Annotated in this window: 13 protein-coding genes and 1 riboswitch; of the genes, 12 read left to right on the top strand and 1 reads right to left on the bottom strand. The window is 66.8% G+C overall.

Annotated elements, in window-relative coordinates:
* Nucleotides 1-8: 8 nt before the first annotated feature.
* From PGN27_RS17730 to PGN27_RS17720, 3 genes are read left to right on the top strand one after another with little or no spacing between them, the layout of a single operon-like run.
* Nucleotides 9-755 (top strand): SDR family NAD(P)-dependent oxidoreductase, encoded by a 747-nt coding sequence (locus tag PGN27_RS17730; RefSeq protein WP_335327300.1) that lies wholly within the window; start codon nucleotides 9-11, stop codon nucleotides 753-755.
* The gene (locus tag PGN27_RS17725; RefSeq protein WP_335327299.1) at nucleotides 752-1414 is read left to right on the top strand and encodes a TetR family transcriptional regulator; all 663 of its coding nucleotides are present in this window, start codon (nucleotides 752-754) and stop codon (nucleotides 1412-1414) included. Before PGN27_RS17730 ends, PGN27_RS17725 begins: the two co-directional genes overlap by 4 nt.
* Nucleotides 1411-2451: a phosphotransferase family protein gene (locus tag PGN27_RS17720; RefSeq protein WP_335327298.1), complete on the top strand. Its 1041-nt coding sequence runs from the start codon at nucleotides 1411-1413 to the stop codon at nucleotides 2449-2451. The genes PGN27_RS17725 and PGN27_RS17720 overlap by 4 nt, the downstream gene beginning before the upstream one ends.
* Here the strand turns inward: PGN27_RS17720 and PGN27_RS17715 are convergent.
* Complete coding sequence (locus tag PGN27_RS17715; RefSeq protein WP_335327297.1) at nucleotides 2437-4146, bottom strand: MFS transporter; 1710 nt, start codon at nucleotides 4144-4146, stop codon at nucleotides 2437-2439. The two genes, PGN27_RS17720 and PGN27_RS17715, sit on opposite strands and share 15 nt — an antisense overlap.
* 87 nt (nucleotides 4147-4233) lie before the next feature.
* Nucleotides 4234-4342, top strand: a riboswitch (TPP riboswitch).
* Between PGN27_RS17715 and thiC the strand changes: the two genes are divergently transcribed.
* The 9 genes from thiC (at nucleotide 4334) to PGN27_RS17670 (ending at nucleotide 13617) form a co-directional block, all read left to right on the top strand.
* Entirely contained in the window at nucleotides 4334-5902 is a 1569-nt protein-coding gene (thiC, locus tag PGN27_RS17710) for a phosphomethylpyrimidine synthase ThiC (RefSeq protein ID WP_335327296.1), read from the top strand. It overlaps the preceding riboswitch by 9 nt.
* Nucleotides 5899-6738 carry a bifunctional hydroxymethylpyrimidine kinase/phosphomethylpyrimidine kinase gene (gene thiD, locus PGN27_RS17705; protein WP_335327295.1) on the top strand — a complete coding sequence of 280 codons (840 nt, stop codon included), beginning with the start codon at nucleotides 5899-5901 and terminating at the stop codon, nucleotides 6736-6738. The genes thiC and thiD overlap by 4 nt, the downstream gene beginning before the upstream one ends.
* Nucleotides 6735-7367, top strand: a complete 633-nt coding sequence (locus tag PGN27_RS17700) for an alpha/beta hydrolase family protein (RefSeq protein ID WP_335327294.1) — start codon at nucleotides 6735-6737, stop codon at nucleotides 7365-7367. The genes thiD and PGN27_RS17700 overlap by 4 nt, the downstream gene beginning before the upstream one ends.
* Nucleotides 7364-8113 (top strand): DUF4190 domain-containing protein, encoded by a 750-nt coding sequence (locus PGN27_RS17695; protein ID WP_335327293.1) that lies wholly within the window; start codon nucleotides 7364-7366, stop codon nucleotides 8111-8113. Before PGN27_RS17700 ends, PGN27_RS17695 begins: the two co-directional genes overlap by 4 nt.
* 18 nt (nucleotides 8114-8131) lie before the next feature.
* Complete coding sequence (locus tag PGN27_RS17690) at nucleotides 8132-9619, top strand: flavin-containing monooxygenase (RefSeq protein WP_335327292.1); 1488 nt, start codon at nucleotides 8132-8134, stop codon at nucleotides 9617-9619.
* Between the two features lie 50 nt (nucleotides 9620-9669).
* Nucleotides 9670-9939, top strand: a complete 270-nt coding sequence (locus tag PGN27_RS17685; RefSeq protein WP_335327291.1) for a DoxX-related protein — start codon at nucleotides 9670-9672, stop codon at nucleotides 9937-9939.
* Nucleotides 9940-9963: 24 nt separating this feature from the next.
* Entirely contained in the window at nucleotides 9964-11166 is a 1203-nt protein-coding gene (locus tag PGN27_RS17680; protein ID WP_335328763.1) for an APC family permease, read from the top strand.
* 112 nt (nucleotides 11167-11278) lie between these two features.
* On the top strand, nucleotides 11279-12826 hold the full coding sequence (locus PGN27_RS17675; RefSeq protein WP_335327290.1) for an acyl-CoA synthetase: 1548 nt from the start codon (nucleotides 11279-11281) through the stop codon (nucleotides 12824-12826).
* Nucleotides 12823-13617, top strand: a complete 795-nt coding sequence (locus PGN27_RS17670; RefSeq protein WP_335327289.1) for a coniferyl-alcohol dehydrogenase — start codon at nucleotides 12823-12825, stop codon at nucleotides 13615-13617. Before PGN27_RS17675 ends, PGN27_RS17670 begins: the two co-directional genes overlap by 4 nt.
* The last annotated feature ends 6 nt before the right edge of the window (nucleotides 13618-13623 follow it).

The raw sequence follows: 13623 nt of genomic DNA, 5'->3' as shown, positions 1-13623 counted from the left end.
CCCGCCAGATGGCCGGACGAGTTGTCGTGGTGACCGGAGGAAGCCGCGGCCTTGGCAGGGCGATGTGTCGCCATTTCGCCGCCGCGGGCGATCACGTGGTGGTCTCCAGCCGCAAGGCCGATGCCTGCGATGCGCTCGCCCGCGAACTACGCGATGCGCACGAGGTGGACGCCGTCGGATTCGGTTGCCACGTCGCATCGTGGGCCCAGTGCGACGCGCTGATCGATTTCGTCGAACAGCGATTCGGACGAATCGACGTCCTGGTCAACAATGCCGGGATGTCCCCGCACTATCCGTCACTGCCCGAGCTCAGCGAGGAGCTGTTCGCCAAGGTGGTCGGTGTCAACTTCGGCGGCCCCTTCCGGCTGGCGGTGCGCGCCGGCGATCTGATGTGCCGGGGCGACGGCGGGTCGATCATCAACATCACGAGTATTGCCGCCGCGCACCCCGCGCCCTATGACCTGCCCTATGCGGCCGCCAAGGCCGCGCTGAACACCGTCACCGCCGGGTTGGCCCGCGCATTCGGCCCCACCGTGCGGGTCAACGCCGTGATGGCCGGTCCCTTCGACACCGATGTCACCGCCGCCTGGAACGATGACACCGTGCAACGGATCGAGCAGTCGGTACCGCTCGGACGCATCGGCCGACCCGAGGAGATCGTCGGCGCCGTGGCCTACCTGGCCGGTCCGGACGCATCGTTCACCACCGGCGCCATCCTCAAGGTCGACGGCGGCATGGCCAGCGGACTGGGATGAGCACCCCGAACAGGGAGACCCGCGAGCGGTTACTGGCGGCCGCGGAACGGCTGTTCGCCGAACGCGGTGTCGACGCCGTGTCGATGCGGGAGATCAGTCGCGAAGCGGGCTCGAAGAACGTCATGGCCGGGCAGTACTGGTTCGGGGACCGCGACGGCCTGGTCAAGGCGTTGCTGGACAAGCACAATCCCGAGATCGAGAGCCGTCGGCACGCCCTGCTGGACGCTTACGAGGCCGGCGGAACGGGCGATGTCGCCCTGCTGGCCGCCGCACTCGTGCGGCCGCTGGGCGCCAAGCTGGATCAGGGCGTCGCCGGTGCGGGCTTTCTGCGGACCATGTCGGATCTATTGACCAGACCGGACCCCTCGGTCGAACCACTCGGCGCGGGTTCCCCCACGAGCAGCATGCAGCGGTGGCGCACGCTGCTCGAACCGTTGTTGGCACCCGAAGCCGTGCTGCTGCACCGCCGCTTCCTCACCACCCGGTTCGTCGTCGTCGAACTCGCCCTGCGGGCCCGAACCGATCGCACCGAACACGCGTTGTTCCTGAGTCACCTGATCGACGTCGCGGCCGGGCAGCTGCTGGCCCCCGTCTCCGCCGAGACGCGCCGACTGCGATCCCTTCGGATCGACAGCAAGAAAGGCACACCACCACAATGAATCTCGAGATCGATCTCGCTCCGGTGCAGACCTGGCTACGCGAGCGCGGCATCGGCGACTCGATCACCGCTGCCCGCACGCTGACCGGTGGGACCCAGAACAGGGTGATCGCGCTCGAGGTCGACGGCCGCAGGCTCGTCCTGCGCTGCCCGCCGGTGCACCCCCGACCGTCGAGCAACCGCACGATGTTGCGCGAGGTCGCGGCTCTGACATCGCTTTCGGGCACCGGTGTCCCACATCCCCGGCTGGTGGCGTGCTGCGACGACCTCACCGTCATGGGCACGGTCTTCTACCTGATGGAGGAGGTCGACGGATTCAACCCCGGCGACAGCATCAGCGAGCGATACCGCGCGGACGCGCCAACCCGCCACGAGTCCGGGCTGGCGGTGGCACGCGCGCTGGCAGTTTTGGGCGAGCTCGACCCGACGGGCACCCCGATGGCCGGCTTCGCCAAACCCGGCAGCTTCCTCGGCCGCCAGGTGGACCAGTGGGTCGGCGTGCTGGCCGGGTACGACTACGGCGATAACGACATTCGTGAGCTGCCCGACGTCGAGCGGACTGTGCAGTGGCTGCGCACCCATCAGCCCACCGATCCTCGACCGGGCATCATGCACGGCGATTTCCACCTCAACAACGTCCTGCTCGACGCCCACCGCCCCGAAGTCGCCGCGATCGTGGACTGGGAGATGTGTACCGTGGGCGACCCGCTACTGGACCTGGGCTGGCTGCTTGCCTGCTGGCCGCAGGACCCGGCGCCGGTCGCCACCGGGGAACGACTGGCTGCTGCGGGTAGGTTACCGTCCCGGCGCGAGGTCATCGAGGCCTACGCGGCCACCAGCAGCAGAAGCGCCGACGAGATCGATTGGTATACAGCGCTGGCCGGCTTCAAGATGGCCGTGGTACTGGAGGGAACCTGGGTACGCGCACTATCCGGTCGAGCCCCGCGTGAGGTCGGCGAACATCTGCACCGGTGCGCCATCGGGCTCTTCGAACTGTCGGCCCGCATCGCCGCGGGTGACTGGTCACCGAGCCGATAAATCGCCGTCGCCGCCAACATCCGCGCTGTACCGTCCCGCGCTGAACATCGACGCCACCGCACCGATCAGCATCATCGCCGCGGCGGCCAGGAACACCACCGTCAGCCCGGCATGGAAAGGACCGGTGATCAGTTCGGGGAAGAAGGTCTTACCGGTCAGCACCTCGGCGTTCACGCCGGGATCCGACAGCGCACCCGAGGGACCGAGCAGTTCGTCGATCGGGTTGTAGCCCAGGAATGCCGCGAAGAGGCTGCCGACCGGAGGCGTGTTGGCCACCTCGTGGGCCACCGAGGCCGGCACCCCTTGGGCCTGCAGCCCGCTGCTCATCGCCGAGGGCAGCGCATTGGCCAGCCCGACGATCATCAGCGAGAAGAAGATTCCGATCGACAGTGACGATCCGGCGTTGAAGAAGGTGGCGCGCACACCCGAGGCGGCACCGCGCTGCGACGCGGGAACGCTGGACATGATGGCCGCGGTGTTGGGAGCGGTGAAGATGCCGCCGCCCAGCCCGTTGAGGAACACCAGCACCGCGAACACCCAGTAGTCGAAGTTCACCGGGATCAGCAACAGCGCAACGAAAGACACCGCCATCAGCAGCATGCCGCCCACCGTCAGCGGTCGTGCGCCGAACCGGTCGGCCAACGATCCGGCCAGCGGGGCCGCGATCAGGAAGCCGATGGTCACCGGCAGCAGGTAGATGCCGGCCCACAGTGGTGTCGACTCGAAGCTGTACCCGTGCAACGGAAGCCAGATGCCCTGCAACCAGATGATGAGCATGAACTGCAGACCGCCGCGTCCGACCGACGACATCAGCCCAGCGAGGTTCCCCATCCCAAAGGCCGCCGACCGGAACAGCCGGATATCGACCATCGGCTGGTCCACCCGCAGTTCGACCAGACAGAACACCACCAGCACCGCCAACCCGGCGATGATCGAGCCGAGCACCCACGGATTGGTCCAGCCGGTGCTCGAATCACCATGGGGCTGAATGCCGTAGGTGATACCGATGAGCAAGACCGTCAGGCCGATACCGAACGTCAGCGTTCCCGCCCAATCCAACCTGCCCGGTGTGCGCACCCCCAACTCGACCAGGGAGCGCAGACTCCACACCGTCCCGAGCACACCGATCGGCACTCCCACCCAGAAGATGGCCTGCCAATGCCATTCGGAGAGCACCCCGCCGATCAGCAGCCCCAGGAACGATCCCGCGACGGCGGCCACCATGTTCACCCCGAGCGCCATGCCCCGCTGATTGGCCGGGAAGGCATCGGTGAGGATCGCCGAGGACGAAGCCATCAGCATGGCGCCGCCGATACCCTGGATCACCCGCCACCCGATCAACCAGATCGCGCCGCCATCGAGCTGGAACGGGTCGAACGACAGCGCCACCGCCGCCACGGTGAAGACGACGAAGCCCATGTTGTAGATCCGCACCCTGCCGAACATGTCGCCGAGCCGGCCGAACGGCACCACCAGCACGGCGGTGACCACCAGATATCCCATCAGCATCCACAGCAGGTAGCTGATGTTGCCCGGGTCCAGCGGGTTGAGCCCGATACCGCGGAAGATCGCCGGCAGCGAGATCAGCACGATGGAGGCGTTGATCGACGCCAGCAGGATGCCCAGTGTCGTGTTCGACAGCACGACCCACTTGTAGCGGGGGTGCTCGTGGATCTTTTCCAGCTCAAGGGTCATCGGCACTCAAATCCCTACGATCGGCAAAAACATATATTAGCTATACAAACGATCACTCGGCAATCGGACGGGCATGCGCTACGTTGGACAGGTCCACACGGGAGCACGCACCAGCGCGCTGAGAGGACGGCTAGGGCCGTCGACCGTACGAACCTGACCGGGTAATGCCGGCGTAGGGAGATGTGTAATGAGTGCTGTTGTCGACCCCCGTACCTCCGATGTCACCACCGGCCCCATCGTCGGCAGCTCCAAGGTCTACTCACCCAACGGGGTGCCGTCGCGCCGGGTGCACCTGAGCACCGGCGAACACTTCGACCTGTACGACACCTCCGGCCCGTACACCGATGACAACGCCGTCATCGACCTGGAGCACGGGCTTCCCAAGCGCGCCAACATCATCCGCGACCGCGGCACCCAGCTACAGCGCGCCCGCAACGGTGAGATCACCGCGGAGATGGCCTTCATCGCCGAACGCGAGGCGGTGTCACCGGAGTTGGTGCGCGACGAGGTCGCGCGCGGCCGTGCGGTCATCCCCGCCAACCACAACCACCCCGAGAGCGAGCCGATGATCATCGGCAAGGCGTTCGGGGTGAAAGTCAATGCCAATATCGGCAATTCGGCGGTCACCAGCTCCATCGCCGAAGAGGTGGACAAGATGGTGTGGGCCACCCGGTGGGGCGCGGACACCATCATGGACCTCTCGACCGGTAAGGACATTCACCTGACCCGGGAGTGGATCCTGCGCAACTCCCCCGTCCCGGTCGGGACGGTCCCGATGTACCAGGCGCTGGAGAAGGTCAACGGTGATCCCACCAAGATGACCTGGGAGTCCTACCGCGACACCGTGATCGAACAGTGCGAGCAGGGTGTCGATTACATGACGGTGCATGCCGGGGTCCTGCTGCGCTACATCCCGCTGACCGCCGACCGTGTCACCGGCATCGTCAGCCGAGGCGGCTCCATCATGGCCGCCTGGATGCTCGCCCACCACCAGGAATCGTTCCTGTACACCCACTTCGAGGAGCTCTGCGAGATCCTGGCCCGCTATGACGTCACCTTCTCTCTCGGTGACGGTCTGCGCCCCGGCTCCATCGCCGATGCCAACGACGCCGCCCAATTCGCCGAACTGGAAACCCTCGGCGAGCTCACCAAGATCGCGAAATCTTTTGGCGTGCAGGTGATGATCGAAGGTCCCGGGCACGTGCCGATGCACAAGATCGTGGAGAACGTGCGCCTGGAAGAGGAGCTCTGCGAAGAGGCGCCGTTCTACACCCTGGGCCCGCTGGCCACCGATATCGCCCCGGCCTACGATCACATCACCAGCGCGATCGGCGCGGCCATCATCGCCCAGGCCGGCACCGCCATGCTCTGCTACGTCACCCCCAAGGAACACCTGGGACTGCCCAACCGCAAGGACGTCAAGGACGGGGTGATCGCCTACCGGATCGCCGCGCACGCCGCCGACCTCGCCAAGGGCCATCCCCGCGCCCAGCAACGCGACGACGCCCTGAGCACCGCCCGGTTCGAGTTCCGCTGGGCCGATCAGTTCGCGTTGTCGCTGGACCCCGATACCGCACGCGAGTTCCACGACGAGACATTGCCCGCCGAGCCGGCCAAGACCGCGCACTTCTGCTCGATGTGCGGCCCGAAGTTCTGCTCCATGCGCATCACGCAGGACATTCGCGACGCCATGGCGGACAAATCGGTGGAGTTCGCCGAACATGGAAATCGCGTCTATCTACCCTTGGTGCCATGAACTTCCTACCGCTGCCCCAGCCAGGGGCAACCCCGTTGCGGGTGATGACGATCGCCGGGTCCGATTCCGGCGGCGGCGCGGGCATCCAGGCCGATATGCGCACCTTCGCGATGCTGGGCGTGCACGGCACGGTTGCCATGACCGCGGTGACCGTGCAGAACTCGGTAGGCGTCAAAGGATTTCACGAGATCCCGCTGGACATCATCGCCGGTCAGATCAGCGCGGTGGCCTCCGATATCGGGATCCAGGCCGCCAAGACCGGCATGTTGGCATCGGCGGAGATCATCGGTGTGGTCGCCGAGACCTGGCGGGCCGAGAGCCTGGCCGGCACCGTACCGCTGGTCGTCGACCCGGTGTGCGCCTCCATGCACGGCGACCCGCTGTTACATCCGTCGGCGCTGAATTCGGTGCGCACCGAACTGTTCCCGCTGGCCACCCTGGTCACCCCGAACCTCGACGAGGTTCGCCTGATCACCGGCATCGAGGTGGTGGACACCGACACCCAGAAGGACGCCGCGCGGGCGCTGCATGATCTGGGAACGCAGTGGGCCCTGGTCAAGGGCGGGCACCTGCGATCCTCCGAACTCAGCCCCGACCTGCTGTTCGACGGCACCGAGTTCCACGAGTTCAGCGAACCCCGCGTCGACACCGGCCATGACCACGGGGCCGGCGACACTCTCGCTGCGGCCACCGCATCCGCTCTGGCCCATGGCTTCTCGGTTCCCGACGCGGTGGCGTTCGGCAAGTCGTGGATCACCGAATGCATCCGCGCGGCGTATCCCTTGGGTCACGGCCACGGCCCGGTCAATCCGCTGTTCCGGTTGCAGCAGTTGTGAGCCTCGCCGATCTCGCCGGTATCGAAGGCATCGGGGGGATAGCCCACGAACCGGCAACCACCCCCGCGGGCGTCGTGCTGCTGACCCACGGAGCCGGCGGCAACCGGGACGCCGCGCTGCTGGTCGGCCTGTGCGACGAATGGGCACGGCAGGGATATCTGGCCGTCCGCTACAACCTGCCCTACCGGCGCCGCAGGCCGAAGGGCCCGCCGTCGAACTCTGCGGCCAGCGATCAGGACGGTATCGCCGAGGCCATCTCCTGGGCGCGCACCCAGACCGACGGACCCGTCGTCGCCGGCGGACATTCCTACGGGGGCCGGATGACGTCGATGGTCGCCGCCACATCCGGCGGCCCCGATGTGCTGGCGCTGTCCTCCTACCCGCTGCACCCGCCGGGCAAGCCCGAGCGCGCCCGCACCGAGCATCTGCCCGCTATCACCGTTCCGACCGTCTTCACCCACGGCACCGCGGACCCGTTCGGCACCATCGAGGAGCTGCGCGCGGCCGCGGATCTGGTGAGCGGGCCGACCCGAATCGTCGAGGTCACCGGTGCCCGCCATGATCTCGGTTCCAAGACTTTGGACGTGCCCGCGCTCGCGGTCGCCGCCGCGGCTATCTTTCTCTCATGACGCAGCCGCCGGAGCAGCCCCAGGGATACCCCCCACCCCCGCCCGGTGGCCAGTACCCGCCGCCTCCACCGGGCGGCCAGTACCCGCCTCCCCCACCGCCGCTGCCCTACACCGATCAGTACGGCCAGCCCTACCCGCCGCAGCAGGCGCCGGGCACCAACTGGTGGGCCGTCGCCTCGCTGATCTTCGGCGTCATCGGTGGCGTGCTGATCAGCGTCGTCGCCGGCATCGTCGGCTTGAACAAGGCCAAGAAGGGCCACGGCGGCCGCGGGATGGCCATCGCCGGCCTGGTCCTCTCGGCGCTGTGGATCGTCGGCCTGATCGCCGTGTTCGCGCTGGTGGCAGCCAACAAGGACAAGATCGCCGACAGTGAGTTCGCCGACCTCTTCGATCCGAACTCGGTGAACGCCGCCGATATCGGGCTGGGCGACTGCCTCTCGGAGATCCCATCGGATGCCAGCCTGGTGGCCTCGGTCAAGACGGTGAGCTGCGCCGAGCCGCACAAGGGTGAGGTCTATTTCGTCATCGATGTGCCCGGCGGCAGCTTCCCCGGCCAGTCGGCGATCATCGACTACCAGGATCGCTGCGCGCCCGCACTGCAGGAATTCTCCCCGGCCGCGATGGAAGACCCCGAGGTGGGCATGTTCGTGCTCTACCCGACCGAGGACTCCTGGAAGCGCGGCGATCGCGCCGTGACCTGCATCGCCACCACCGACGTCCCACGCACCGGATCGCTGCAGCAGTAGCGAGGTACCGTTTCAACCATGTTTGACGCCGTCATCGTGGGCGCCGGTTTCGCCGGTATAGGTGCCGCCATCCAGCTCAAACGGTTGGGTATCGACAACATCGTCCTGCTCGACAGGGAGGACGATCTCGGCGGCACCTGGTACGTGAACCACTATCCCGGGCTGGCCGTCGACGTCCCGACCACCACCTATTCCTATTACTTCGAGCCGAACCCGAACTGGTCGCGGTTGTTCTCGACCGGTCCGGAGATCAAGAAGTACGCCGACGATGTGGCCGACAAGTACGACATCCGGCGCCACATCCGGTTCAACACCGTGGTCCACGGTGCCCGCTGGGACGAGGATGCCAGGGCGTGGCAGGTCAGCGTCGCCTCCGGGGGGAACACAAACGAGACGCTGACGGCCCGGTATCTCATCACCGCAACCGGCTTCCTGTCCCAGCCCAAGCTGCCCGATATCTCGGGCATCGACAGCTTCGCCGGCAAGGTCATCCACACCGCGCAGTGGGATGACGATTTCGATCCGGCCGGGCGGCGTATCGCGATCATCGGCACGGGTGCCACGGCCGTGCAGCTCATCCCGGAGCTGGCGAAAACCGCGGCCGACCTCACCGTGTACCAACGCACCCCGATCTGGGTGGTGCCCAAGATTGATCTGCGGTTCGGCCCGCGGACCAAGAAGCTGTTCGCCCGCATCCCGGCCACCCAGCGGGCGCTGCGCTGGCTCACCGACTCGATCTACGAGTGGATGGTGACCATCGGCGTCGTCTACTACAAGACCTTCCGCGGACGCGGCAACATCTCGGCCGCCGACCTGTCCAAGCTGCACCGCTTCCTCACCATCAGGGACAAGGATCTGCGACGGCGGCTCACCCCGGATTACGATTTCGGTTGCAAACGACCGACATTCAGCAACGGTTACTACCGGGCGTTCACCAGGGACAATGTCCACCTGCAGGATGTCGGGATCGATCACATCCAGACCGACGGTATCGTCGCCAAGGACGGCACCAAGAACGAGGTCGACACCCTGGTGCTGGCCACCGGGTTCGACCTGTGGGAGGCCAACTTCCCGGCCATCGAGGTCATCGGTCGCGAGGGTCGCAACCTCGGGAAGTGGTGGCGCGAAACGCGTTTCCAGGCCTACCAGGGCGTGTCCATGCCGTACTTCCCGAACTATCTGAGTCTGGCCAGCCCCTACGCCTTCCTCGGGTTGAACTTCTTCAACACCATGGAGTATCAGATGCGGTTGATGGACCGGCTGTTCTCCGAGGTGCAGCGCCGCGGCGCGAGCACCTTCGAGGTCACCGAGGAAGCGAACAGCCGCTACCTGGACCGGATGACCGATCTGCTGGGCAATTCGCTGTTCACCCTGGGCAACTGCGCCAGCGCGCGGTCCTATTACTACAACCCCGCCGGTGAGCCCACGCTGTTGCGGCCCACCACCACCGACACCGCCATCCGGGAAGCCTCCGAGTTCCCACTGAGCGACTACGCCATCAACTGAACAAGCCACGAACTGAACGAGTCATCAACCAACTGCCGAGAGGAAATCCGTTGACCGAGAAGAAGAGCTCGCCGGGCACCACACTCGCCGGGGTGTCACTGGTCGGTGCCGGTCTGGCCCACTTCGTCGCCCCGCAGCTGTTCGAGTCGATCACCAAGCCTGCCTTCCCGAACGACACCGCGCGCCACATCAAGACCAACGGCACCATCGAGACCGCCCTCGGCGTGGGCCTGCTGGTGCCCAAGACACGCAAGCTCGCGCTCCTCGGCGCGCTGGGTTACGTCGGATACCTGGGCATCAACGCTGCACGGAACAGGTAGCAGCTCTACACTTTCCGCGTGCACTTGCAGCGCCGGCTCGGCACGTTCGACGCCGTCGTCATCGGTCTGGGATCGATGGTGGGAGCCGGCATCTTCGTCGCGCTCGGACCCGCCGCCGCAGCCGCCGGCTCCGGGCTGCTGATCGGGCTGGCTGTCGCTGCGGTGGTGGCGTACTGCAACGCGACGTCCACAGCACGGCTCGCCGCGATCTATCCCAAGTCCGGTGGCAGTTATGTCTACGGCCGGGAACGCCTGGGCCCGTTCTGGGGCCACACCGCGGGCTGGTGCTTCATCGTCGGCAAGACGGCCTCGTGTGCCGCGATGGCCCTGACGGTCGGGGTCTACGCCTGGCCGCAGTACGCGCATGCCGTGGCGGTCGCCGCCGTCGTCGCGCTGACGGCGGTGAACTATGTGGGCGTGCAGAAGTCGGCATTGCTCACGCGGGTGATCGTCGCCGTGGTGCTCGCGGTGCTGGCCGTCGTGGTGGTCGTGCTGAGCGGCGCCGGAGCGCCATCCAATCTGTCGCTCGGCAGCGATACCGGCTTGTGGGGTGTCCTGCAGGCCGCCGGGTTGTTGTTCTTCGCGTTCGCCGGGTACGCCCGCATCGCCACCCTCGGTGAGGAGGTCCGCGATCCGGCCCGCACCATTCCCCGCGCCATACCCATCGCGCTGGGCATTGCGCTGCTGGTGTACGCGGTGGTGGCGGTCACCGTGCTCTCGGTGCTCGGCAGTACCGAACTGGCCACCGCGGCAGCACCATTGGCTCATGCCGTGTCGGTGGCCGGACATCCCGAACTGGCTGCGGTGGTCCGCGTCGGAGCCACAGTAGCCGCCCTCGGATCGCTGCTGGCGTTGATCCTCGGCGTGTCACGCACCACGCTGGCCATGGCGCGGGACCGGCACCTGCCGAGCGCGCTGTCCGCGGTCCATCCGCGGTTCGGCGGACCGCACCGCGCCGAGATCGCGGTCGGGATCGTCGTCGCGGTGCTGGCGGCGGTTGTCGATCTTCGCGGGGCGATCGGGTTCTCCTCGTTCGCGGTGCTGGTCTACTACGCCATCGCCAATGCCAGCGCCTGGACGTTGCGGCCGTCCCGGCGAATGATCCCGGCGATCGGGCTGGCCGGCTGCGCACTTCTGGCATGCACCCTGCCTGCCGGCTCCGTGCTCACCGGGTCCGCGGTGATCACGCTCGGCGCCGCCCTCTACCTGGCCAGGTCGCGTCACTAGACAGTGTGTCTTGACATATTGTCTCGGCGGCGCATACCGTCCTTCCCATCGCGGGCTGTGGCGCCGATCACGATGAGCGGTCACCGCCTGCGCCCGCATCCCAAGGAGATATGTGTTTCCCGGAACTCACGCCGCCGCTGATCCGCACCGACCGGCGGTCATCATGGCCGGCAGTGGTGAAACCCTGACCTACGGCGATCTCGACGCCCGCTCGGCCCAGATCGCCGCCGCACTGCACGCCGCCGGCCTGCGTCGTGGCGATGTCATCGCCATCCTCGCCGACAACACCGCCGAGGTATTCGTCATCTATTGGGCCGCATTGCGTTCGGGCCTGTATGCGACGGCGGTCAACCACCACCTGACCGCACCGGAAGCCGGATACATCGTCACCGACAGCGGAGCGAAGGCATTCTTCGTCTCGGGTGCACTGGCCGAGCTCGGCCGACTGGTGCTCGACGAGATACCGGGCGACGTGGCGCGTTATGCCTTCGGCGGCGATATCGACGGCTACCGGTCCTACCGCGAACTGCTGGACGCGGCGGTCCCCCCGCTGACCGATCAACCGCGCGGTGCGGACATGTTGTATTCGTCGGGGACCACCGGGCGCCCGAAGGGCATCAAACCGCACCTGCTGCCCATCCAGGTCGATGAGCCGGGCGACCCCGTTCTTGCGGTGCTGCAGAACGTTTTCGACATCGGCCCGGACGCCGTCTACCTTTCGCCTGCGCCGATCTACCACGCCGCGCCGTTGAAGTACTGCGCAGGCATGCAGGCGCTCGGCGCGACCGTGATCCTGATGGAGAAGTTCGACGCCGAGAAGATCCTGGCGGCCATCGAGACCCATCGGGTGACCATGACGCAGATGGTGCCGACGATGTTCGTCCGATTGCTGCAACTACCCCAGGAGATCCGGTCGCGTTATGACCTGTCCTCGATGCGCACCGTCGTCCACGCCGGTGCCCCGTGCCCGCCCGAGGTCAAGGACGCCATGCTCGCCTGGTGGGGCCCGATCCTGGTGGAGTACTACAGCGCCACCGAGGCACACGGGATGACGATGATGAACTCCGCGGAATGGGGCACCAAGCGCGGTTCGGTGGGGCGTGCGGTGCTGGGCACCATCCACATCTGCGATGACACCGGCGCCGAACTGTCAGCGGGCGAGGTCGGCACCGTCTACTTCGAGCGCGAAGCCATGCCCTTCGTCTACCACAACGATGCGGCCAAGACCCGCGAGGCCCAGCATCCCCGACACGAAAACTGGACCACCGTCGGTGATCTCGGCTATGTCGACGAGGACGGCTATCTGTTCCTGACCGATCGCAAATCGTTCATGATCATCTCCGGCGGGGTGAACATCTATCCCCAGGAGACCGAGAACGTGTTGACCATGCACCCCGCGGTGTTCGACGTCGCGGTGATCGGCGTTCCCGATCCGGAGATGGGCGAACAGGTAAAGGCCGTCGTCGCGCTCCGGCCCGGATTCAGCGCGAGCGACGACCTCGCCGCGGATCTGATCGACTACGTCCGCGACCGTGTCGCCCACTACAAGGCACCCCGCACCGTCGACTTCGTCGACGCGCTGCCACGTACCCCCACCGGAAAACTGATCAAGGGCAAGCTCAAAGCCCGCTACACCGACACCACGAGGAGCCCGGCATGACCGTCACATCCCACAAGCGCTACATCGTCACCGGCGCCGCATCCGGTATCGGGCACGCCGTCGCCGAACGATTGGTCACCGCGGGCGCTGAGGTGATCAGCCTGGACCGCAACACCCCGTCTGCCGCGGTCAAGCACCATGTCGCGGTCGATTTGGCGGACCCGCAGAGCATCGACGCCGCGGTGGCCCAGCTGGACGGCTCGTTCGACGCGCTGATCAACGTCGCCGGCGTCCCCGGCACCGCACCCGCCGCGACGGTCATCGCGGTGAACGTGCTGGCCGTACGCCACCTCACCGAATCCCTGATCGACCGGCTGCGCGACGGAGGTTCCGTAGTCGTGGTGTCCTCGATCGCCGGATTCGGCTGGCCCGCAAGGATGCCCGCCATCCAGGCGTTGCTGGCCACCGACGGCTTCGTCGAGGGTGCGCGCTGGTTCGCCGAGAACCCACAGGCAGGCAACGCATACAACTTCTCCAAGGAGGTCGCCACGGTCTACACGATGGCCAAGGCCCTGGAGTTCGCACAACGCGGGCTGCGCATCAATGCCGTCCTGCCGGGCCCGGTGGAAACGCCGATTCTCGCCGATTTCGAGGAGACCATGGGCAAGGACACCCTCGACGGCGCCAAGGCGCTGCTCGGCAGGCATGCCACACCCGAGGACATCGCCGGCGCGGTCGCCTATCTGATCTCCGCCGACGCCGGCTGGGTCAACGGTCAGACGCTGGCCGTCGACGGTGGCGGCATGGCGGCGGTGGCCGCCGGCGTCATCCCGGCTCCGGAAATGCGCTAGGGCGCA

The sequence above is a fragment of the Mycolicibacterium neoaurum genome, from assembly GCF_036946495.1.
In the GTDB taxonomy this organism is placed as follows: domain Bacteria; phylum Actinomycetota; class Actinomycetes; order Mycobacteriales; family Mycobacteriaceae; genus Mycobacterium; species Mycobacterium neoaurum_B.
This window is presented reverse-complemented; position numbering and strand designations above follow the sequence as displayed.